This is a genomic window from Luteitalea sp. TBR-22, assembly GCF_016865485.1.
In the GTDB taxonomy this organism is placed as follows: Bacteria; Acidobacteriota; Vicinamibacteria; order Vicinamibacterales; family Vicinamibacteraceae; genus Luteitalea.
Window position 1 is genome coordinate 5,657,713 of the sequence record NZ_AP024452.1, and the last position, 19,170, is coordinate 5,676,882.

Consider the following 19,170-nt stretch of genomic DNA (forward strand, 5'->3'; position numbering starts at 1 on the left):
CGATCACCCCCGGGTCTTGGCGATGTCGGGCTTGCGGGGCCCCGCCTGCGGCAGTTCCGGCCGCAGATGGTGCGTCTCGAGGTGCTCGCGCAGCACCTGGAACGCGCGGCGCGGCGTGTCGACGCGATCCATCAGCTTCAGGTCGTCCTGGTGGATCGCGCCCCACTCGACGAGCGGCTTGAAGTCGAGAATCTGGTCCCAGTAGTCGGTGCCGTACAGGATCACCTTCAGCTCCTTCGAGAGCTTCTGGGTCTGCACCAGCGTGAGCAGCTCGAAGACCTCGTCGAGCGTGCCGAAGCCACCGGGGAACACCACGAGCGCCTTGGCGAGGTAGGCGAACCAGAACTTCCGCATGAAGAAGTAGTGGAACTCGAAGTGCAGGCGGTCGCTGACGAAGGGGTTGGGCCCCTGCTCGAACGGCAACTTGATGTTCAGGCCGATGCTCTTGCCGCCGGCCTCGTGCGCGCCGCGGTTGGCCGCCTCCATGATGCCGGGGCCGCCGCCCGAGCACACCACGAACCGGTGCATCTCGGTGTCGAGCTCCGCGGTCCACTCGGTGAGCAGGCGCGCCAGCGTCCGCGCATCCTCGTAGTACCTGGCCCACTCGACGGCCTTCTCGGCCCGCCGGATCTCGTCCCGGGTGGCGCGGGCCTGCGCCGTCGACTTGCCACGCACCTTGAGCAGTTGCAGCTCGCGTCTGGCCTCGGCGCGCGCCTTGACCCGCGCCGACCCGAAGAACACGACCGTGTCCTTGATGCCCTCCTCGGTGAACCGGCGGTGAGGCTCGAAGTACTCCGACAGGATGCGCAGGGGACGCGCATCGTCGCTCTGCAGGAATTCGGCGTTCAGGTACGCGAGGGGTTGGCTGCTCATAGGGCTGCGGCTACAGGCTACAGGCGACCCGAGCCGGAGCGCCAGCGCGCCCCGGCCGTGCCGGATCCCTGCCGGTCGTCAGGACGCGAGAAGCGCCCTGGCGATGCGCTGATAGTCGTCGACGGCGCGGTGGAGATCGGCGATGGCCACCGACTCGTGATCGGTGTGCGCGACGTGGATCGAGCCGGGGCCGTACATCAGCCGCGTGCCCCAGGCGTTGAGGAGCGGCGCATCGGTGGTGTACCCCACGACCTCGCTCTCGAAGCCCTCCAGCGTCGCCATGTGCAGGAACGGCACGTGATAGACGTACTCGACGTCGACCAGCGGCCGGATCGGCTCGAGCGCGGCCATCACCTGCTCGTGCGGCGTGACGATGCGGAACAGCAGGTCGGCGGTCGCCTCGGGCGCGATCACGTTGGGGGCCAGGCCGCCGGCAATCGCGCCGATGTTGACCTGCGTGGGCCCGAGCACCGCATCGACGGGCAGGTCCATGGCGCGGACCTGCGCCAGCGCGTCGAGCAGCTTCTCGATGGCCGACTCGCCGAGGTGCGGGTAACCGGAGTGCGCCGCGCGCCCCTTCGCGTGCAGCTTCACGCGGACCACGCCGCGGTGGCCGAGCGCCAGCTTGCCCTCGGTCGGCTCGCCGTTCACGAGGTAGCGCGTCACCCCCGTCGACAGGCGGTCGGCGATCATGGCGCCATCGCTGCCGCGCTCCTCGCCGACCACGAACAGCAGGCCGACGCGCGTCTCGCCTGCGGCACGCAAGGCTTCCGACGCAGCGAGCTGGCTCACGAGGATGCCCTTGGCATCGCAGCTGCCGCGCCCGTGGATGCGCTCGCCCTCCAGCCGGCTCGGCGAGAACGGCGGCACGCAGTCCATGTGCGTCGAGAACACGACCTCCGGCGTCCCGACGGTGGCCAGGATGTTGACCCGCCGGTCGGTGACCACCTGCCGCGTCACGGCATAGCCGCGGCGCTCGAGTTCCTCGCCGACCATCGCGCACACCACGGCCTCCTGCCCCGTGGTGCTCTCCACGTCCACCAGCCGCCGCGTCAGGGCGACGACGTCTAGCGGATCCATCGCTCGAGCTCGGTCCGCGTGTCGGTGCGGCTGTCGCGGTACTTGACGATGACGGGCGTGGCCAGCGAGAGCTTCCACTCGACGCCGGGCCCCTCGGTGACGGCACGCGCGCCGGGCACGACGACGGCCCCCTCGGGGATCACCAGGGGCTGGCCGTCCTCGGGCCTGATGACGCGGCCGTTGGGCAGGTCGTACACCGGGGTCGAGCCGGTGATGATGGTGCCGGCACCGATGACCGCGCGGGCCTTGACCACCGCGCCCTCGTAGATGCCGGTGTTGCCGCCGACCAGCACCTCGTCCTCGATGATCACCGGCAGCGCGCCGACCGGCTCGATGACGCCACCGATCTGCGCCGCGGCGCTGACGTGGACCCGCGCGCCGACCTGCGCGCACGAGCCGACCAGCGCATGCGAGTCGATCATCGACCCTTCGCCGACGTAGGCGCCGATGTTGACGTACATCGGCGGCATCGCGATCACGCCCGGCGCCAGGTACGCGCCGTCGCGCACCGACGACCCGCCGGGCACCAGGCGCACGCCGCTGCCGGCGTCGAACGACCGCAGCGGCAGGGTGTCCTTGTCGAAGAACGGCCACTTGCCGTGATCCATCGACGCGTTGACCAGGTCGCCGAACCGGAAGCCGAGCAGGATGCCCTGCTTCACCCAGCTGTTGACGGCCCACCCCGTGGGAGAGGCGGCATCGGGCGCGGCCGCCCTGACGATACCTGCCGACAGCGCGGCGCGCAGCCGCGCGAACACCTCGCGGCCCTCTTCCTTCGACGCCGCGGCGCCGGCGGCCCACAGCCGCTCGACGTCGTGGCGCAATGTCTCGATGCTCATGCGGACGTGGTCTCTGCCAGCAGGCCCAGGTCGAGGGCGATGCGGCGCAAGGTCTGGAGGGTGTGGCTCGTCGGCGCCACCATGGGCAGGCGATACACCGGGTCGAGCAGGCCCGCGAGCGCCATCACGGCCTTGACGGGGCCGGGGTTGGACTCGAGGAAGTTGGCCTGCAGCAGCGGCAGCAGGCGTTCGTGGATGACGCGCGCTGCGGCGAAGTCGCCGCGCTCGCACGCCTCGACCATCCGCGCCATGTCGGCCGGCACCTCGTTGCTCGCCACCGAGATCACGCCCTCGCCGCCGATGGCCATCAACGGCACGGTGAGCGTGTCGTCGCCCGACAGCACGAGGAACTCCTTCGGGACGCGGCGACGGACGTCGGCCATCTGGAACACGTTGCCCGACGCTTCCTTGATCCCGACGATCTGCGGCAACTGCGCGAGGCGTTCGGTCGTCGCCGGCTCGATGTTGCTGCCCGTGCGGCCCGGCACGTTGTAGAGCACGATCGGCAGGTTGGTGTTGGCCGCAATCGACGCGTAGTGCTGGTAGATGCCTTCCTGCGTCGGCTTGTTGTAGTAGGGCGACACCGACAGGATCCCCTGGGCGCCGGCGTCGGCCGCGGCATGCGCGGCCTCGATCACCTCGGCGGTGTCGTATCCGCCCGCGCCGGCCAGCACCGGGACGACGCCCTTCACCTCGTCGACGACCGCGGCGATCACTGCCCGCTTCTCGGCGGCCGACAGCGTCGGCGCCTCGCCCGTCGTGCCGACCGGGACCAGGAAGTGGATGCCGGCCTCGACCTGCCGTCGAGCCAGGCGGCGCACCCCGGCCTCATCGACCCGGCCGTTGGCGGTGAACGGCGTGACCAGGGCAGTGCCACAGCCGGTGAAGGGACGTCGTGGGGTCATGGGGGTAAGGATAACGGGAGTCGGGAGTCGGGAGTCGGGAGTCGGGAGTCGGGAGTCGGGAGTCGGGAGTCACGGTTAACGTCAAACGTTAAACGTTAACCGTCAGATCCCCAGCACGTCCTTCATCGAGTACCACCCGGTGCGGCCCTGCACCCAGCGCGCGGCGCGCAGCGCACCGTGGGCGAAGGTCGCGCGGTCGCGCACCAGGTGCGTCACGGTGACGGCTTCGGTCGGCCCGTCGACGCCGACGGTGTGCGTGCCCGGGATGTGGCCGGCGCGCGTCGCCGACACGTCGACGTGGCGCGTGAGGCCGGCCTGCCGCATCGCGCCGAGCAGCTGCAGGGCCGTGCCGGAAGGCGCATCGCGCTTCTTTGAGTGATGCGCCTCGTGCAGGAAGGGCTCGTAGTCGTCGAGGGACTCGATGGCCGGCGCCAGGGCCCGCACCGCGGCTTCCATCAGGTAGGCGCCGACCGAGAAGTTCGACGCGGCCACCACGCCCCGGCCGTGCTGCTGCGCGATGGCGCGCGCCTGCGGCTCGAACGCGCCCCACCCCGTGCTGCCCAGCACCAGGGTCGGCGCCAGGCCGCACAGCCGTTCGAGGTTGGCCTCCAGCGCCTCTCCGGTGGCGAAGTCGATGACGACGTCGGCGCCCGCGCCGGCCGCGGCGGCCCAGTCCTCGGGCGTGCTGCGGCTGGTGATCACGCCCACGACCTCGCCGTCGTGATCGGCAGCATGCACGCCCACGAGGCGACCCATGCGGCCATGCCCGAACAGGATGATGCGCATCAGGCCACCGCCTCGGGCACCGGCGCGGGCTCGAGGCAGAACCGCTCGTGCACGCGCGCCATCGCCGCCTGCAACTGGGCCTGCGGCAGCACCACCGTGAGGTTCCGCCGCGCCCCTGCCTGCGACACCATCCGCAACGGGAACTCGTCGAGGGCGCCGAGCACGCGCGCCGCCAGGCCGGCCTCGAGCCGCAGGCGCTCGCCCACGGCGCACAGCAGCGCCATCTCGTTCTCCACGCCCACCTCCGCGAACGCCGACAGGTCGGCGACGATGCCCTCGATGGCGCGCCGGTCCTCGATCGTGATCGAGACGCTCACCTCGGAGGTCGTGATCACGTCGACCGAGGTCCGGTGTCGCTCGAACACCTCGAAGACGCGCCGCATGAACCCGTAGGCAGCCAGCATCATCGTCGACCGGATGTCGACCACCGTGATGTCGCGCTTGCAGGCCAGGCCGGTGAGCGGGGCCTCGGGAAGCGGCGGGTTGGCGGTGATCGTCGTGCCGGCGACCTCGGGCCGGTGCGAGTTCAGGATCCTGACCGGGATGCCGTCGGTCACCGCCGGCGCAATCGTGCTCGGGTGCAGCACCTTGGCGCCGAAGTACGCCAGCTCCGACGCCTCGGCGAACGACAGCGACGGCAGCGGCCGCGCGCCCTGCACCACGCGCGGATCGGCAGTGAGCATGCCGTCCACGTCGGTCCAGATCTGGATCTCGGCCGCCTTGAGCCCGGCGCCGAAGAGCGACGCCGAGTAGTCGGAGCCGCCGCGGCCGAGCGTCGTCGTGATGCCGTCGGCGGTGGCGCCGATGAAGCCCCCGAGCACGGGCACGAGCCCCTCGCGCACCAGGGGCAGCACGCGCTCGTGCAGCCGCGCGGCGGTCGAGGCCTGGTCCGGCTGCGCCATCCCGTGGTCGGCGCTGGTGACCAGCACCGTCCGTGCATCCACGAAGCGGGCCGGCGTGCCGAGCTCGGTGAGCGCGGCGGCCACCAGCTGCGAGCTGGCCAGCTCGCCCATCGCCACCACCGCATCGCGCGACCGCGGCGACACCTCGCGCAGCACGGCCATGGCGTGGAGGATCTGCGCCGTGTCCCGCCACTGCCGCTCGAGCGCGTCGATCACCTCGTCGCGCACGTCGCCCCGCGTCAGCAGCGCCTCGGCCGCCGCGCGATGGCGGTCCCGCATGACGGTCACCTTCTGCGCGGCGCCGGGGGCATCGCCGCGCTCGACGGCCGCGACCGCGTCGAGCAGTTGGTCGGTGATGCCCGACATCGCCGACACCACCACCACCGGCGTGCCCGTGCGTGCCTGCTCGCGGGCAACGATGGCGGCGAGGCGCGCGATGGCCTCCCGATCCTTGACCGACGTACCGCCGAACTTCATGACGACCATGGCGCGTCCTCCTACACCAGGCCCTGGGCCTGCATCAGTTCCGCGTTGAGCAGGGCCGCGCCGGCCGCGCCACGCACGGTGTTGTGGCCGAGGGCGACGAACTTGTGCTGCAGCACGGGACACGGCCGCAACCGTCCCAGGAACACCGCCATGCCGCCGTCACGCTCGACGTCGAGCCGCGGCTGCGGCCGGTTCTCCGCCTCCAGGTACACCAGCGGCTGCTTCGGCGCCGACGGCAGGCCGAGTTCCTGCGGCACGCCGCGAAACGCCTCGAAGGCGGCGCGGATGTCGGCCGCCGCCACGGTGCGGTCGAAGCCGACCGAGATCATCTCGGAGTGGCCGTCGATGACCGGCACGCGCGTCGTGTGCGCGCTGACGACGACGGGATGCGGCTCCACGTGGGTGCCGGCCAGGCTGCCGAGGATCTTCTGCGGCTCGATCTCGAGCTTGTCCTCCTCGCCGCCGATGAACGGGATGATGTTGCCCAGGATGTCGAGCGACGGCACGCCCGGGTAGCCTGCGCCCGACACGGCCTGCAGCGTCACCACGTTGCACGTCGTGAGGCCGAACTGCCGCAGCGGCGCCAGCGCCATCGCCAGGAACATCGTCGAGCAGTTGGAGTTGGTGACGATGCCGCCTTTCCAGCCGTAGGCCTCGGCCTGCTTCGGCACCAGCTGCAGGTGGTCCGGGTTGATCTCGGGGATCAGCAACGGGACCAGCGGGTCCATGCGGTAGTTGCGCGCGTTGCTCACCACCAGGTGACCGGCTGCCGCGAAGGCCTTCTCGATGTCGCCGGCGACGTTGGCGTCGAGGGCCGAGAAGACGAGCCTGGGACCCTGCCCCGGCACCGGCTCCTGCACGACCCTGGCGGCTGCCGCGTCGGGCATCGGCGTGGAGAGCTTCCAGTTGCAGGCCTCGGCGTACTTCCGGCCCGACGAGCGCTCGGATCCGGCCAGCCACGTGGCCTCGAACCACGGATGGTTGGCGAGCAACCGCACGAACTGCTGGCCCACCGTGCCGGTGGCGCCGAGGACGCCCACTGCTACTCGAGACGACATCGATTCCTCGTTTCGTCCGCCTTCAACGACAAAACCCGCCTGCGCGGGCCGCGCGGCGGGTTTTTGTGGAGCACGTACGCTTGTTGATGAGAGCTGCTCAGCTCAGGACGCGTACACGAGCCACCCGCGCGCGGAATCGAGTTCCCGCTTTCGAGTGGTCACGGTAATGGTAATGGTGCGCGTCATGGGAGCGAGCCGTCGCGTGCGCGACAGCTCGAATAGGGTACGCGGCCCGCGCAACCGGTTGCAAGGGCGGGCGCGTGTCATACTCCGGCCGATGAGCCGCACGACCTCGCCCGACCCCGCCGCGTTCGACTGCGTGGTGGAGATCGCGGCCCCGCCAGAGGCGGTGTTCGCGGCGTTCTTCTCGCCCGACGACCTGCAGGCCTGGTGGGACGTGCTCAGGTCGGTGACCTCGCCACGGCCGCTCGGCATCTACGCGCTCGAATGGGCGACCACCGGGCACGCCGACCCGCTGCTCGGCCCCCTCGGCGGCGTCTTCCACGGCACGGTCATCGACGTCCGTCCGGGCCGCGAGTTCTTCCTGGCCGACGCCTACTGGCTGCCGCCGACGCGCGATCCCGTCGGCCCGATGGCGCTGCAGGTGCTCTGCGAGCCAATCGCAGCGGGCACGCGCCTCCGCTTCCAGCTCGATGGCTGCGACGACAGCCCCCGCTGGCGGCGCTTCTACCGCATCGTGAACGCCGGCTGGAGCGCGGCCCTGGGCTCGCTGAAGGCGCTGGTGGAACGGCGTCAGTCCGGCGAAGACGCGCCTCGATAGGACCGCGTTGGGGCTGTTGAGCCAGGTCGGGCGGGGTGTCCCCTTGGACGCCGCTCAGGGCAAGCCACCCCGCCGTTGGCTGGCTGACGGCGCGGTCCACCTCCGCCAAGGCTCCGGTGGGACAAGTCGGAGAGGGCGCCCTACCTGCGGTCAGCCGACGCGGCGGATCCGCAGGAAGTTGGCGTCGCCGCGGGTCAGGTCGGCGTTGATGCTCACGAACACGATCGACGTGCCCGCCCGCAGCACGCCCCGCTCGAGCAGGTACCGCTCGACCTGGGCTTCGGCACCACCGGGGTTGCCGAGCAGGTCCGGGCCGACGGCGATGGGCTCCACCCCGCGGTGCAGCATCAGGCGGTGCGCCACGCGGTCGTCGGCCGTGACGGCGTAGACCGGCGTCTCCGGGCGCAAGGCCGCGAGCACGCGCGCCGTCTTGCCCTCACGGGTCACGGCGACGATCGCGGCGGCGTCGCCGGCGCGCGCGAGCGTGACGGCGGCCTCGCAGAGCGCGCGGTTGTGCGGCACGCCGAGCACGCCGGCGTTGAAGGTCGCGCGCGGCTTGACGCCCGTGCGCTCGGCGTCGCGGATCACGGCGTCGAGCACCTTGACGGCCTCCACCGGGTACTGCCCGCTGGCCGTCTCGCCCGACAGCATCACCGCGTCCACCGAGTCGTCCACCGCGTTGGCCGCATCGCTCACTTCGGCACGCGTCGGGCGTGGGTTGGTGCGCATCGACTCGAGCACCTGGGTGGCCACAATGACCGGCTTGCCCGCCTCCTGGGCGAGCTGCGTGATCACCTTCTGCGCCCGCGGCACGCTGTGCAGCGGCACCTCGTTGCCCAGGTCGCCTCGCGCCACCATCACGCCATCGCAGTGCGGCAGCAGCGACTCCAGGTGCTCGACGGCCTGTGGCCGCTCGATCTTGGCGATGAGTGAGGTCGCCGGGGCGCCGGCAGCGGCCAGGGCGGCGCGCGTCTGCGTGAGGTCCTCGGGCGTCTGCACGAAACTGAGCGCCACCAGGTCGACGCCGATCGAGGCGCCGAAGCGCAGGTCGGCGACGTCCTTCTCGGTGAGCGCCGAGGCCGGCAGCACGACGTCGGGCGCGTTGATGCCCTTGTGCTGCGCGAGCATGCCGCCGACGAGGACCGTGGTCTCGATCGACGTGCCGTCGGTACCCTCCACCCGCAGCTCGAGGTTCCCATCGTCGAGCAGCAACCGCATGCCCGGGCCGACCGATTGCGCCAGGCCGGCGAACGTCGTGTAGACATGGCCTTCGCGGCCCTCGTCGTCGCCGGTGGTGATCCGGAGGCGCTGCCCCGCCACCAGCGGAATCGACTGCCCGCCGACCAGCCGCCCGGTGCGAATCTTCGGGCCGCTCAGATCCTGGAGCACGGCGACCGCCCGCGAGGCCTTCGCCGCCGCGTCGCGGACCAGCCGCAGCGCGGTCGCGTGCTGCTCGTGCGTGCCGTGCGAAAAGTTCAGCCGGAAGATGTCGACACCGGCGGCGATGAGTGCGGGAACGCCGTCGGGTGTGGCGCTCGACGGGCCGAGCGTGGCGATGATGCGGGTCTGTCGCATGCGGCTGTCGAGCAGTGTAGCAGTCGGGCTCGGGCGCCCGGCGCGGGGCTTCAGGGCTCAGGGCTCAGGGCTCAGACGGCGCAAGGCATACGGGATGAACGCGACCGCCGCTGCTGCCCGCTGCCCGCTGCCCGACTCCCGACTCCCGATTCCCGATTCCCGACTCCCGACTCCCGACTCCCGCCCCCCGGTGCCCGGTGCCCGGTGCCCAGCTTCTTGTATCGTGTTCCCCCATGTCCGACCACCTGACGCGCTTCCGCGAGTTCCGCGAACGGATGAACGCCCGCATCCTCGAGGTCGGGCCACTCGAGACTAGGCGCTTCTTCGCGCTCGACACGCGCGCCTACGACGCGGGCGCCCTCGACGTCCCCACCAAGGAGCTCCTCGGGCTGGTGGCCTCCCTCGTGCTGCGCTGCGACGATTGCGTGACCTATCACCTGATCCGCTGCAAGGAGGAGAAGCTGTCAGACGAGCAGCTGCGCGAGGCGCTCCACATCGGCCTGGTGGTCGGTGGGTCGATCGTCATCCCGCACCTGCGGCGCGCGATGGCCACCCTCGACGAGATCGCCGCGGAGCGCGTGCCCGGCGAGACGGACGGAAAGGCGTAAGCGCATGGCCATCCGCGACACCGCACGGGCCCTGCGTGAGGGCCGCACCCGCTCGCGCGCCCTCGTCGAGGCGTGTCTCGAGCAGATCCACACGTGGCAGCCGGCCACCAACGCCTTCATCCACCTCGACGAGCAGGCGGCCCGCCGGGAGGCCGACGCGGCCGACAAGGCGCTCCGGCAGGGGCACGATCGTGGACTGCTGCACGGCATCCCGATCTCGCTGAAGGATCTCCTCGACCAGCAGGGCGTCGTGACGACCGCCGGTTCACGCTCGATGACGGCCGTGGCGCAGGCCGATGCGCCCTGCGTGGCCCACCTGCGCGCGCAGGGTGTCGTGTTCCTCGGGCGCACGAACATGCACGAGTTCGCGCTGGGCACGACCAGCGAGGACTCGGGGTTCGGCCCCGTGCGGCATCCGCGTGACGGTGGGCGTTCGGCCGGCGGCTCCAGCGGCGGCGCCGCCGTCGCCGTCGCCACCGGCATGAGCCACGTGGCCATCGGCTCTGACACCGGCGGGTCGATTCGCATCCCGGCTGCGGCCTGCGGCCTCGTCGGGCTCAAGCCGTCGTGGGGCGAGGTCTCCCTCCAGGGCGTGGTGCCGCTCAGTCCCACCGTCGATTGCGTGGGTCCGCTCGCCACCAGCGTCGACGACGCGTGGATCGCCCTGCAGGGCCTGAAGACCTCGGCAACCCTGGCCGCGCTCCCGGAGGCACGCCCCGTCCGCGGCCTGCGCATCGGCGTGTTGCGCGACTTCGGCTGGCGCGTCGTCGATCCGGGCATCGGTCGGCGCGTGGCGGAGGCAATCGCCCGCCTCACCGCGGCGGGCGCGGCGAGCGAGGACGTGCCGCTGGCGTCGGCGCCGCTGGTCGTGCCGACCTACGGGACGATCGTCATCAGCGAGGCGCTCGACTTCCACCGGCCACGGCTGCCCGTGCACGCCCAGGACTACACGCCCGCCGTGCGTGGTCGCCTCGAGACCGCCGCCCGCCCTTCGGACGAGGAGCGGGCCCGTGCGCACGAGGCGCGGGCCCGCATCGAGGCCGACGTCGCGGACCTGCTGACCCGCGTCGACGTCCTCGCCCTGCCCGGCTCGGCGATCACGCCGCCGCGTCTCGGACAGGCGGACGTCCACTGGCCGCACGGCGACGAACCGACGCGGGCGGCGATGCTCCGGCTCACGCAGCCCTTCAACCTGTCGCGTTCGCCGGCGCTGGTGATGCCGGCCGGCGAGGTGGACGGCGGCTGGATGGCCAGCCTGCAGTTGGTAGGACGCGACACGGCATCGCTGGTCGCCATCGCCCGCACCGTGGAGGCGGTCCTGGCCAACGGAGGCGCGTAGCCCGAGGGACAAGAGACGAGTGGACGAGTCACAAGGGTTGCGAGTGACAGGGGACACGGACGACAAGGGACGAGGCAGGAGCCCCAGGGGATGAGCCGCACGGACGCGGCGTGACGCCCTGGCGCGTCTCGTCCCGTGTTGCCTCCCGTCGCTGTACCCCCCGGGCGTCCCTGACCCCGCCGTCCCCGTCTGCGGGCTGTCTTGTCCCTCGTCACGTGCAGCCCTTGTGACTCGTCTCCTTGTCCCCGGTCACTTGCATCCCTTGTGACTCGTGCCTTGTCCCTCCTCCCTTGTTCACGTACGCTGACCCGGTGATCTTCCGCTGGGCCTTCCACCGCTGGGAGGAGGCGCTCCACAACCGCAGCACCGACCGCATCGTCCGCGAGTTCGACTGGGGCCTCGATTGGCTCCACGACCTGCCGCACTCGCCGGGCGCGCCAGACACCGACGTCCCCACCTCCGATCCCGCGGCCGTGCTGCGACGGTATGCGGAGTGGGCGGTGGCGCACAGCGACACGTTCTTCGCGAGCACCGACGCGCCCGAGTACGACCTCGACCGGCAGGGCCACCTGCGGTACGCGAGCGAGATCGTCACGCCGCACGCGGAGAACAACGTGGTGCACGCGCGGCTGTACCGCGCCAGGGCCGACAAGGGCCGCGCCGTCGTCGTGATGCCGCAGTGGAACTCGGACGCCGAGGGCCACGTCGGGCTCTGCAAGTTGTTCAACCGCGCCGGGCTGACGGCGCTGCGCCTCAGCAAGCCGTACCACGACTGGCGCATGCCCCCGGAGCTGCAGCGCGCCGATTACATCGTGAGCAGCAACGTCGGGCGCACGCTCCAGGTGTGCCGGCAGGCCGTGCTCGACGCCCGGCGGGCGGTGGGATTCCTCCACCAGCAGGGCTACACGTCGATCGGCATCTGCGGCACGAGCCTGGGCTCCTGTCTCTCGATGCTCACGGCGGCCCACGAGCCGCGCGTGAAGGCCGCGGCGCTGAACCACATCTCGCCGCACTTCGCCGACGTGGTGTGGGAAGGACTGTCGACCAGGCACGTGCGCGCCGGCCTGGACGGCCACGTCGACCTCGACACCCTGCGTCACATCTGGGCGCCGATCAGCCCGTATCCGTTCATGGATCGGATGCGCGGCACGCGCACGCTGCTCGTGTACGCGCAGTACGACCTGACCTTCCCGCTGCGGCTGTCGAGGTCGTTCGTGCAGGAGTTCCGCGCCCGTGGCATCCCCCACGAGCTCGCCGTGCTGCCCTGCGGGCACTACAGCACCGGCAAGACGCCGTTCAAGTACCTGGATGGGTACTGGCTGACCAGGTTCCTGAGCCGATCCCTGTAATTTGAAATTGGAAAGTCGAAATTCCGGGCGGCTTGGCCTCCGGCCTTCGCTCGCACGCGGCATCCCGAGGCGCGTGGCCGAAGGCCCGCGCCTCGAGCATTTCGAATTTCAAATTTCGAATTGTCAGAGGTAGTCGAGCAGTCCCCTGACGGCACTGCTCAGGATGCCCGCGAGCGCCGACATCAGCGGCGACACGTCGCCGCGCGCCACCGCATCGGCGACCGTCACCGGCTGGGTGAGCAGCAGCCACAGCGTGGCGACGGCGAGCGTCGTCGCAAGCGCGACAACGACGCCGGCGAGGCTCAGCGTGGTCCTCGCAAGGCTCATCGGGACAATCCTTCCACGACGTGGGGTGAGACGGAGCCCGGCCGCGCCAGGTTCACCCTCGGAGGGATAGTACTCCCGACCTACCGGTGCGCGAGCACGTCGTCGGCCAGGCGATGCTCCGGGGCGCCGAGGCCGACCGCCCCGAGGCCCACCAGCGAGGTGGCGGGCTCGCCGACCACGACCGCCTGCATGTCGTCGGCGCGCAGCCAGCGCCGCGCGACGCCGGTCACGTCCTCGACCGTCACGGCGGCGACCCGCTCCGAGAACCTGTCGAACGTGTCCTCGGGGAGCTCGTACAGGGCGAGTTGGGCGGCGGCGCGCGCCACCTGCTCCGCTGTCTCGAAGCCCCGCGCGTATCCGCGCGTCAGGGCGTCGCGGGCGCTCTCGAGTTCTTCCGGGGTGACGGGCCGGGAGGTCCCGAGGGCGTCGAGTTCGACCAGCACGTCGTGAACCGACTCTGCCGTGGCCTCGGACTGGATGCTGGCCTGCACCGAGAACGGCCCGGCTTGCCGCAGGAACTGGAACGACGAGCGGGCGCCATAGGTCACGCCCTTCTCCTCGCGCAGCTTCATGTTGATGCGGCTGACGAACGCTCCGCCGAGCAGCATGTTGGTGACGACGGCGGCATGGTAGTCGTCGGACTTGCGCGGCATCGCGACACGCCCGATGCGCAGCTCCGACTGGGCGGCGCCCTCGCGCGGCACGAACAGCAGGCGATGCCCGTCGGTGGAGGAGGCGACCGGCGGATCGGCGTGGCCCACGCGCGGGGTGGCCGAGACGTGGCGCCCCACCAGGCGCATGGCCTCGTCGTGCGAGATGTCGCCGACGACGATGAGCGTGGCCGGCGTCGAGGCGAGTCGCGCGTGGAAGCTGCGCACGTCCTCGACCGTGAACTGCTGCAGCGACGACTCGGTGCCGATCCCGGGACGGCCGTACGGATGCGGCCCGTACAACCGGCGCATGAACAGCAGGTCGGCCAGGGCCGACGCCGAGTGCCGCAGTTGCCGCAGGCGGTTGAGCCGCAGTCCGCGCACCCGCGCCATGTCGGTGGCATCGAGCCTGGGCCGCTCGGCCATGTCGACGAAGAGTTCCACCGCCCGTTCGCGGTGCCTGGACAGGGCCAACAGCGTGAGCACCGTCGCGTCGTGCCCGATGTCGGTGTCGAGCTGCCCGCCGATGCCCGCCAGGGCCTCGTGCAGTTGCGCCATCGACAGGGCGCTGGTGCCCTCGTCGAGGAGGTCGGCCGTCAACGCGGCCAGGCCTGGCGCCTCGTCGAGATCGGCCGACGTGCCGGCGTGCCACAGCCACAGCAGGCACACGAGCGGCAGGTCGCGCCGCTCGACGGTGAGCAACCGGAGGCCGGGGGCCAGTTCGCTGCGGGTCAGGTGCGGGAAGCGGATGCCCGGTGGCGGCTCGGGCACAGGGAGCGTCCGGCGGTCGACGCTCACTGGACCACCGCCTGCGAAGCGTCCGCGAGGGCCAGGGCCACCTGGCCGGTCGGCACGACTCCGAGCGCGACGTACGGCTGCGACAGGCACCGGGCCGCGGCAGCCTGCAGGGTCGCCGGCGTGGCCCGTCCGTAGCGCGCCAGATCCTCGCCGACATAGCCCGGGTCGCCGCAATACGTGTTGTAGGCGTTCAACTGGTCCGACTTGCCGGAGAAGCCCCCGATGGTCTGCAGGCGATAGATGAAGTGCGCCTCGGCCTGCACCTGGCTCCGCTGCAGTTCGTCCTCGCGGATCGGCGCCTCGCGGACGTCGTCGAGGCAGGCCTGCACGGCGTCGTGAAGCCGGTCGAGCGTCACGTCGGGCCGGGCGGTGGCCACCACCTGGAACATGCCCGTCAGCTCGCGCGAATACTGCACCGCGGTGACCTCGGTGGCCAGTTCCTGCTCGACCACCAGCGCGCGGTACAGGCGGCTGGTCTTGCCGCCGCCGAGCACGTCGGCCAGCAGGTCGAGGTCGGCGTCGCCGTCGCCGAACAGCGCCGGGGAGTGCCACGCGAGATAGAGCCGCGGCAGCTCGACGCGATCCTCGAGGTGCAGGCGTGCGTGCGAGGCCAGCGACGGCGCCGGCGCATCCACCGGCGGCACGACGGGGCCGGCCGCGACGTCACCGAAGTACCGGTCGGCGAGCGCGAAGGCGCGCTCGGCATCGATGTCGCCGGCGAGCACCAGCGAGGCGTTGGCCGGGTGGTAGTACGTGCGGAAGAATGCCTGCACGTCGTCGAGCGAGGCGGCGCGAAGGTCGTCCGGATAGCCGATGGTCGGCCAGCTGTACGGATGGTCCTCGTCGTAGAGGGCCTCGGCCAGGGCGATGCCGGCCATGCCGTACGGCCGGTTCTCGTAGTTCTGTCGGCGCTCGTTCAGGACGACGTCGCGCTGGTTGTCGAACTTGGCCTGGGTGAGCGCCGGCAGCAGGTGTCCCATGCGATCGGACTCGAGCCACAGGGCCAGGTCGAGCGCGCCCGCCGGGACCACCTCCCAGTAGTTGGTGCGGTCCGAGCTCGTGGAGCCGTTGAGCGACGCCCCGGCGCGCTGGAGAGGCGCGAAGAAGCCGTGATCGTGGTGCGCGGAGCCCTCGAACATGAGGTGCTCGAACAGGTGCGCGAACCCCGTCCGTCCGCGCCGCTCGTTCTTCGAGCCGACGTGATACCAGAGATTGACGGCCACGATCGGCAGGTCGTGGTCCTCGTGGACGATCACGTCCAGGCCGTTGGCGAGCGTGCGGCGGACGAAGGGAATGTGCATCACCTGGTGGCCGAGAGCTTCCGCTGGACGCTGCCGCACGTCGCCATGGACTTGCCGTAGTACGGGTTGGCCACGGCGCCGTCGGCCTGCACCCACGACTTGTTGACCATCGGGCAGAACGCGACGACCTTGCCCTCGATGGGCTGCCTGGTGCGGTCCGCGAAGGCGATCAGCGCGGTGCTGAGGTCGCCGAAGGCGGCGCGGGCCGTCTCCAGGCTCCTGGCCTCGCGCGCCTTGATCGCGGCGGCGACGATGGCGGCACCGTCGGCGCCGAGGGCCTCCGCGCCTTTCTGGACTGACGCTGCGGCCGCCGCCACGGGTGCGAGGTCGTCCTTGACCAGCGCCTCCTGGATGGCGAGGTATGGCGTGACCACCTCGGCGATGAGGTCGACCGCCGACGCCCCGAGGGGCAGGAAGGCAAGGGTGGCGGCCAGCACGGCCGCTGCGACTACGGGCATGCGCATCGAAGAAACTCCAGTCCTCATGACACCGGCGTCAGCGGAATGGTCCGGAACGCCTGGATGGACACCTGCGCCGCGACCCGCTCCGCGACGGCGTTGATCGCCCGCGCCACCGTGTGCTCGGGCGCGCTCAGCACGATCGGCATGCCGACGTCGCCTCCCGAACGCACCGGCTCGGCCACGGGTACGGCTCCGAGAAAGGGCACCTGCAACTCCTCGGCCAGCCGCTGGCCGCCGCCGCGCCCGAACAGGTCGGTCTCGTGCTGGCACGACGGGCACGCGAAGTAGCTCATGTTCTCCACGACGCCCAGCACCGGAATCTGGAGTTTCCGGTACATCTGGACGGCGCGGCGCGAATCGGCCACTGACACCGTCTGTGGCGTGGTCACGACGACCGCGCCCGTCACCGCCGTGTGCTGGCTCAGGCTGAGCGCGACGTCACCGGTGCCCGGCGGCATGTCGATGATCAGATAGTCCAGCGCCGGCCAGGCCACGTCCTGCAGAAACTGCCGCAGGACCCCGTGCAGCATCGGGCCGCGCCAGATGACCGGATCGGAGTCGCCGGCCAGAAACCCCATCGACACCGTCCAGAGGCCATGCCGCTCGATGGGCACGATCTTCTGGCCGTCGGTCTCGAGCGGCGCCTGCACGCCGAGCATGATCGGGACGTTCGGTCCGTAGATGTCGGCATCGAGCAGGCCGACGCGGCTGCCGCGCTGCGACAGCGCCAGCGCCAGGTTGACCGCCATGGTCGTCTTGCCGACGCCGCCCTTGCCGGCGCCGACCGCGATGATGTTCTTCACCCCGGGCAGCGCCTGTCGCTGCCCGCCGGGTCCGCCGGGCACGCTACTCGTGCGCACGCTGGAGGTCATCTCGATGTCGACGGCCGAGACGCCGGGCAGGGCTGCCACCGCGTCGTGGGCCTGCTGCTTCAGCAGGTCCTTGACCGGGCAGGCGGGGGTGGTCAGCTCGATCGCGAACGACACGCGACCATCGGCGCCGATCACCACGTTCTTGACGAAATCGAGCGCCACGATGTCGCGGCGCAGGTCGGGGTCCTGCACCACGCGAAGCGCGTCCAGGACCTGTTCAGCGGACGGAAGGCTCACACCCTGATTCTAACGGCTCAGGGCTCGGAGGGGCCTCGAGGCTCAGGACTCAGGGCTCAGAGAGCACGCCGAAGCTTTCTGAGCCTTGGGCCCTGACGCGCGAGCCTTCTGATCACAGGTTCGCGCTCTGCGCCTCGGCGATGTCGCCGATGTAGGGCAGCTTCCACTTCTCGTTCTGGAAGGCCTTGAGGATGGCCAGGACCCACACGACCAGCCCGCCCAGGCCGAGAGCCAGGTACACGAAGATGAGCGCGAACGACACGATGATGCCGAGTACCGGAATCATCCCGAGCACGAAGCCCAGGATCGTGAGCGCGAAGTAGAGGACGAAGAACGCCACGGCCAGGAGCAGCGACTGCACCGCGTGGAACTTCACGAAGCGGCTGCCCTTCTCGATGATGACGAAGACGAGCCCCACGATGGGGATGTACGAGATGGCGGCGGCGATGTTGGCGTCAAGGCCGGTGGACGACTTCTCGGCGACGGTGTTCATGCGGGTTGCGCTCCTTCCTGATTCAACGTGTTCGCGAGAGGGGACGAACAGCTGACGCGCCTCACCGTCCTGCCCTGGCCGGTGCCGACGCGACGCGAACACCGACAGCCCGCCGCGCGGACGGGCCGCACGTCGACGGGTCTGCAGACGCCGGCATCATACTGCCGAACCGCCGGCCTGGCCCCGCTCGAACAGGCGCTTGCCCCCTTCCTGCAGGAGCACCCAGCTGGCGTAGACCGACAGGGCCGTGCCGAACGGAATCACGAACACGTTGACGATGGCGAGCACGAGGGCGGCGGGACGCGCCCAGGGCTGGTACTGCGGGAGCCCCCACCCGACGTAAATGAGCACCCCCGCCCAGACCAGCGTGACGACGGCCGATCCGAAGAAGATGGCGGCGGCGAGGCTGGCTGCGACCTCGGGGCCAGCGCGGGAGGTGAGGCTGACGGCGCCGACGCCGAGCAGCACGAGCGAGATCGACGCCAGCAGCGACAGCCAGCCGGCCACGACGTACAGGCGGCCCAGCAACTGGACGTGGAGCGCCGCGCGACTCACCGGACCGCGAGGCGCACGTCGAGGCGCACGCGCGGGCCGTACGGCAAGGCGAGGCGATAGCGCAGCACCGTGTCGTGTGCCGAATGCGCCGGGACCCGCACCACCACGTAGCGCGTCGCGACGGTGGCGCCGGTGCCGCCGCAGTGGGTGCACGGGTCGTCCCACACCTCGCCACGGCCCCCGCACGGCTCGCACACGGCCGGCAGGTGCAGGCGCAGCGGCACGCGCGCGCTCCGACGCGCCTGCAGCGGCGTGAGCGCGAGGTCCACGTGCATGGCGACGCCCGGACCTTCGACGTCGTCGAAATCCCGGCGCGCCTGATCGATGGCCTGCCGCACCGACGGGAAGTCGAGCGCCACCTCGTCGCGAAGGGCACGCTCCGACGGACGCTCCGGCTCGAGCGCACGCACGAGGTGGAGCGTCGCACCCGCCGAGGCGCCTTCGGGGTTGCGGCGGGCCGGCGGCATGGCATGCAGGACGACCGCCCACGCGGGCACGGCGCGGGCCCGCGTGCGGCGCGCGCCCGAGATCTCGGCGATGCGGTAGTAGTCGTGCATGACCTGCGGGGTGCCGTGCGGCAGTGCGTAGTGTGGGGAGCGCCCGCGCCGGTTGTCAAGGCGTGCGGGCCTGCTGCCGATAGGCCCATCAGGGAGGGAGTGCGCGTGGAGAAACAGGAATGCCCGATGTGCGGGGAGTCGATGCGTCTGGAGCCGATCGAGCAGGTCAATCGCATCGCCGGCACGATGCAGACCTCGACGCGCCACGCGCTCGAGTGGCACTGCCCCGAGTGCGACTACTTCGAGGAAGCCGAGGGCGAGCTCGAAGGGCTCTCGCCGGAGCTGAAGAAGTGGATGGACGACAACAAGTGAGCCCAGGGGCGCGCCGCCGTGCCTCG

21 protein-coding genes are annotated in these 19,170 nt (G+C 71.1%); 5 read left to right on the forward strand and 16 right to left on the reverse strand.

Going from position 1 to position 19,170, the window contains the following annotated elements; genetic code table 11:
• Positions 1-3: 3 nt before the first annotated feature.
• From TBR22_RS23295 to asd, 7 genes are all read right to left on the reverse strand, one after another.
• Positions 4-873 (reverse strand): TIGR00730 family Rossman fold protein, encoded by an 870-nt coding sequence (locus TBR22_RS23295; RefSeq protein ID WP_239490236.1) that lies wholly within the window; start codon positions 871-873, stop codon positions 4-6.
• Positions 874-951: 78 nt separating this feature from the next.
• Positions 952-1,953, reverse strand: a complete 1,002-nt coding sequence (locus TBR22_RS23300) for a M20/M25/M40 family metallo-hydrolase (protein ID WP_239490237.1) — start codon at positions 1,951-1,953, stop codon at positions 952-954.
• Positions 1,941-2,792, reverse strand: a complete 852-nt coding sequence (locus tag TBR22_RS23305) for a 2,3,4,5-tetrahydropyridine-2,6-dicarboxylate N-succinyltransferase (protein ID WP_239490238.1) — start codon at positions 2,790-2,792, stop codon at positions 1,941-1,943. The genes TBR22_RS23300 and TBR22_RS23305 overlap by 13 nt, the downstream gene beginning before the upstream one ends.
• On the reverse strand, positions 2,789-3,697 hold the full coding sequence (dapA, locus tag TBR22_RS23310; RefSeq protein ID WP_239490239.1) for a 4-hydroxy-tetrahydrodipicolinate synthase: 909 nt from the start codon (positions 3,695-3,697) through the stop codon (positions 2,789-2,791). The genes TBR22_RS23305 and dapA overlap by 4 nt, the downstream gene beginning before the upstream one ends.
• A gap of 102 nt (positions 3,698-3,799) precedes the next feature.
• Positions 3,800-4,483: a 4-hydroxy-tetrahydrodipicolinate reductase gene (locus TBR22_RS23315; RefSeq protein WP_239490240.1), complete on the reverse strand. Its 684-nt coding sequence runs from the start codon at positions 4,481-4,483 to the stop codon at positions 3,800-3,802.
• A complete protein-coding gene (lysC, locus tag TBR22_RS23320; protein ID WP_239490241.1) occupies positions 4,483-5,871 on the reverse strand; it encodes a lysine-sensitive aspartokinase 3 in 1,389 nt (462 codons plus the stop codon). The genes TBR22_RS23315 and lysC overlap by 1 nt, the downstream gene beginning before the upstream one ends.
• 11 nt (positions 5,872-5,882) lie before the next feature.
• The gene (asd, locus tag TBR22_RS23325; RefSeq protein WP_239490242.1) at positions 5,883-6,929 is read right to left on the reverse strand and encodes an aspartate-semialdehyde dehydrogenase; all 1,047 of its coding nucleotides are present in this window, start codon (positions 6,927-6,929) and stop codon (positions 5,883-5,885) included.
• A gap of 277 nt (positions 6,930-7,206) precedes the next feature.
• Here asd and TBR22_RS23330 point away from each other — a divergent pair, with 277 nt between their 5' ends.
• Positions 7,207-7,710 carry an SRPBCC domain-containing protein gene (locus TBR22_RS23330; protein WP_239490243.1) on the forward strand — a complete coding sequence of 168 codons (504 nt, stop codon included), beginning with the start codon at positions 7,207-7,209 and terminating at the stop codon, positions 7,708-7,710.
• A 150-nt stretch (positions 7,711-7,860) separates the two neighbouring features.
• On the opposite strand, the gene pyk is transcribed toward TBR22_RS23330, so the two are convergent.
• Positions 7,861-9,285 carry a pyruvate kinase gene (pyk, locus tag TBR22_RS23335; protein WP_239490244.1) on the reverse strand — a complete coding sequence of 475 codons (1,425 nt, stop codon included), beginning with the start codon at positions 9,283-9,285 and terminating at the stop codon, positions 7,861-7,863.
• A gap of 233 nt (positions 9,286-9,518) precedes the next feature.
• Between pyk and TBR22_RS23340 the strand changes: the two genes are divergently transcribed.
• From TBR22_RS23340 to TBR22_RS23350, 3 genes are all read left to right on the forward strand, one after another.
• Positions 9,519-9,893 (forward strand): carboxymuconolactone decarboxylase family protein, encoded by a 375-nt coding sequence (locus TBR22_RS23340; protein WP_239490245.1) that lies wholly within the window; start codon positions 9,519-9,521, stop codon positions 9,891-9,893.
• 4 nt (positions 9,894-9,897) lie between these two features.
• Positions 9,898-11,232 (forward strand): amidase, encoded by a 1,335-nt coding sequence (locus TBR22_RS23345; protein ID WP_239490246.1) that lies wholly within the window; start codon positions 9,898-9,900, stop codon positions 11,230-11,232.
• 311 nt (positions 11,233-11,543) lie between these two features.
• Positions 11,544-12,581 (forward strand): S9 family peptidase, encoded by a 1,038-nt coding sequence (locus tag TBR22_RS23350; RefSeq protein ID WP_239490247.1) that lies wholly within the window; start codon positions 11,544-11,546, stop codon positions 12,579-12,581.
• Positions 12,582-12,704: 123 nt separating this feature from the next.
• Here the strand turns inward: TBR22_RS23350 and TBR22_RS23355 are convergent, their stop codons facing one another.
• The 8 genes from TBR22_RS23355 to TBR22_RS23390 form a co-directional block, all read right to left on the reverse strand.
• A complete protein-coding gene (locus TBR22_RS23355; RefSeq protein WP_239490248.1) occupies positions 12,705-12,908 on the reverse strand; it encodes a hypothetical protein in 204 nt (67 codons plus the stop codon).
• Positions 12,909-12,988: 80 nt separating this feature from the next.
• Complete coding sequence (locus tag TBR22_RS23360) at positions 12,989-14,356, reverse strand: pitrilysin family protein (RefSeq protein WP_239490249.1); 1,368 nt, start codon at positions 14,354-14,356, stop codon at positions 12,989-12,991.
• On the reverse strand, positions 14,353-15,657 hold the full coding sequence (locus TBR22_RS23365; RefSeq protein ID WP_239490250.1) for a pitrilysin family protein: 1,305 nt from the start codon (positions 15,655-15,657) through the stop codon (positions 14,353-14,355). The genes TBR22_RS23360 and TBR22_RS23365 overlap by 4 nt, the downstream gene beginning before the upstream one ends.
• Positions 15,657-16,121 carry a DUF3347 domain-containing protein gene (locus TBR22_RS23370; RefSeq protein WP_239490251.1) on the reverse strand — a complete coding sequence of 155 codons (465 nt, stop codon included), beginning with the start codon at positions 16,119-16,121 and terminating at the stop codon, positions 15,657-15,659. The genes TBR22_RS23365 and TBR22_RS23370 overlap by 1 nt, the downstream gene beginning before the upstream one ends.
• A gap of 17 nt (positions 16,122-16,138) precedes the next feature.
• Positions 16,139-17,227, reverse strand: coding sequence for an Mrp/NBP35 family ATP-binding protein (locus TBR22_RS23375; protein WP_239490252.1), 1,089 nt, complete (start codon positions 17,225-17,227; stop codon positions 16,139-16,141).
• Between the two features lie 112 nt (positions 17,228-17,339).
• Entirely contained in the window at positions 17,340-17,720 is a 381-nt protein-coding gene (locus tag TBR22_RS23380) for a DUF4870 domain-containing protein (protein WP_239490253.1), read from the reverse strand.
• Positions 17,721-17,876: 156 nt separating this feature from the next.
• Positions 17,877-18,275 carry a hypothetical protein gene (locus TBR22_RS23385; protein ID WP_239490254.1) on the reverse strand — a complete coding sequence of 133 codons (399 nt, stop codon included), beginning with the start codon at positions 18,273-18,275 and terminating at the stop codon, positions 17,877-17,879.
• Complete coding sequence (locus TBR22_RS23390) at positions 18,272-18,832, reverse strand: hypothetical protein (protein ID WP_239490255.1); 561 nt, start codon at positions 18,830-18,832, stop codon at positions 18,272-18,274. The genes TBR22_RS23385 and TBR22_RS23390 overlap by 4 nt, the downstream gene beginning before the upstream one ends.
• A gap of 105 nt (positions 18,833-18,937) precedes the next feature.
• Here TBR22_RS23390 and TBR22_RS23395 point away from each other — a divergent pair, with 105 nt between their 5' ends.
• Positions 18,938-19,144, forward strand: coding sequence for a hypothetical protein (locus TBR22_RS23395; protein ID WP_239490256.1), 207 nt, complete (start codon positions 18,938-18,940; stop codon positions 19,142-19,144).
• Positions 19,145-19,170: the final 26 nt, after the last annotated feature.

Excerpts from the sequence above, each read along its gene's own strand:
- TBR22_RS23295 (WP_239490236.1), bottom strand. The coding sequence starts at position 873 with ATGAGCAGCCAACCCCTCGCGTACCTGAACGCCGAATTCCTGCAGAGC.
- TBR22_RS23300 (WP_239490237.1), bottom strand. The coding sequence starts at position 1,953 with ATGGATCCGCTAGACGTCGTCGCCCTGACGCGGCGGCTGGTGGACGTG.
- TBR22_RS23305 (WP_239490238.1), bottom strand. The coding sequence starts at position 2,792 with ATGAGCATCGAGACATTGCGCCACGACGTCGAGCGGCTGTGGGCCGCC.
- dapA (WP_239490239.1), bottom strand. The coding sequence starts at position 3,697 with ATGACCCCACGACGTCCCTTCACCGGCTGTGGCACTGCCCTGGTCACG.
- TBR22_RS23315 (WP_239490240.1), bottom strand. The coding sequence starts at position 4,483 with ATGCGCATCATCCTGTTCGGGCATGGCCGCATGGGTCGCCTCGTGGGC.
- lysC (WP_239490241.1), bottom strand. The coding sequence starts at position 5,871 with ATGGTCGTCATGAAGTTCGGCGGTACGTCGGTCAAGGATCGGGAGGCC.
- asd (WP_239490242.1), bottom strand. The coding sequence starts at position 6,929 with ATGTCGTCTCGAGTAGCAGTGGGCGTCCTCGGCGCCACCGGCACGGTG.
- TBR22_RS23330 (WP_239490243.1), top strand. The coding sequence starts at position 7,207 with ATGAGCCGCACGACCTCGCCCGACCCCGCCGCGTTCGACTGCGTGGTG.
- pyk (WP_239490244.1), bottom strand. The coding sequence starts at position 9,285 with ATGCGACAGACCCGCATCATCGCCACGCTCGGCCCGTCGAGCGCCACA.
- TBR22_RS23340 (WP_239490245.1), top strand. The coding sequence starts at position 9,519 with ATGTCCGACCACCTGACGCGCTTCCGCGAGTTCCGCGAACGGATGAAC.
- TBR22_RS23345 (WP_239490246.1), top strand. The coding sequence starts at position 9,898 with ATGGCCATCCGCGACACCGCACGGGCCCTGCGTGAGGGCCGCACCCGC.
- TBR22_RS23355 (WP_239490248.1), bottom strand. The coding sequence starts at position 12,908 with ATGAGCCTTGCGAGGACCACGCTGAGCCTCGCCGGCGTCGTTGTCGCG.
- TBR22_RS23365 (WP_239490250.1), bottom strand. The coding sequence starts at position 15,657 with ATGCACATTCCCTTCGTCCGCCGCACGCTCGCCAACGGCCTGGACGTG.
- TBR22_RS23370 (WP_239490251.1), bottom strand. The coding sequence starts at position 16,121 with ATGCGCATGCCCGTAGTCGCAGCGGCCGTGCTGGCCGCCACCCTTGCC.
- TBR22_RS23380 (WP_239490253.1), bottom strand. The coding sequence starts at position 17,720 with ATGAACACCGTCGCCGAGAAGTCGTCCACCGGCCTTGACGCCAACATC.
- TBR22_RS23390 (WP_239490255.1), bottom strand. The coding sequence starts at position 18,832 with ATGCACGACTACTACCGCATCGCCGAGATCTCGGGCGCGCGCCGCACG.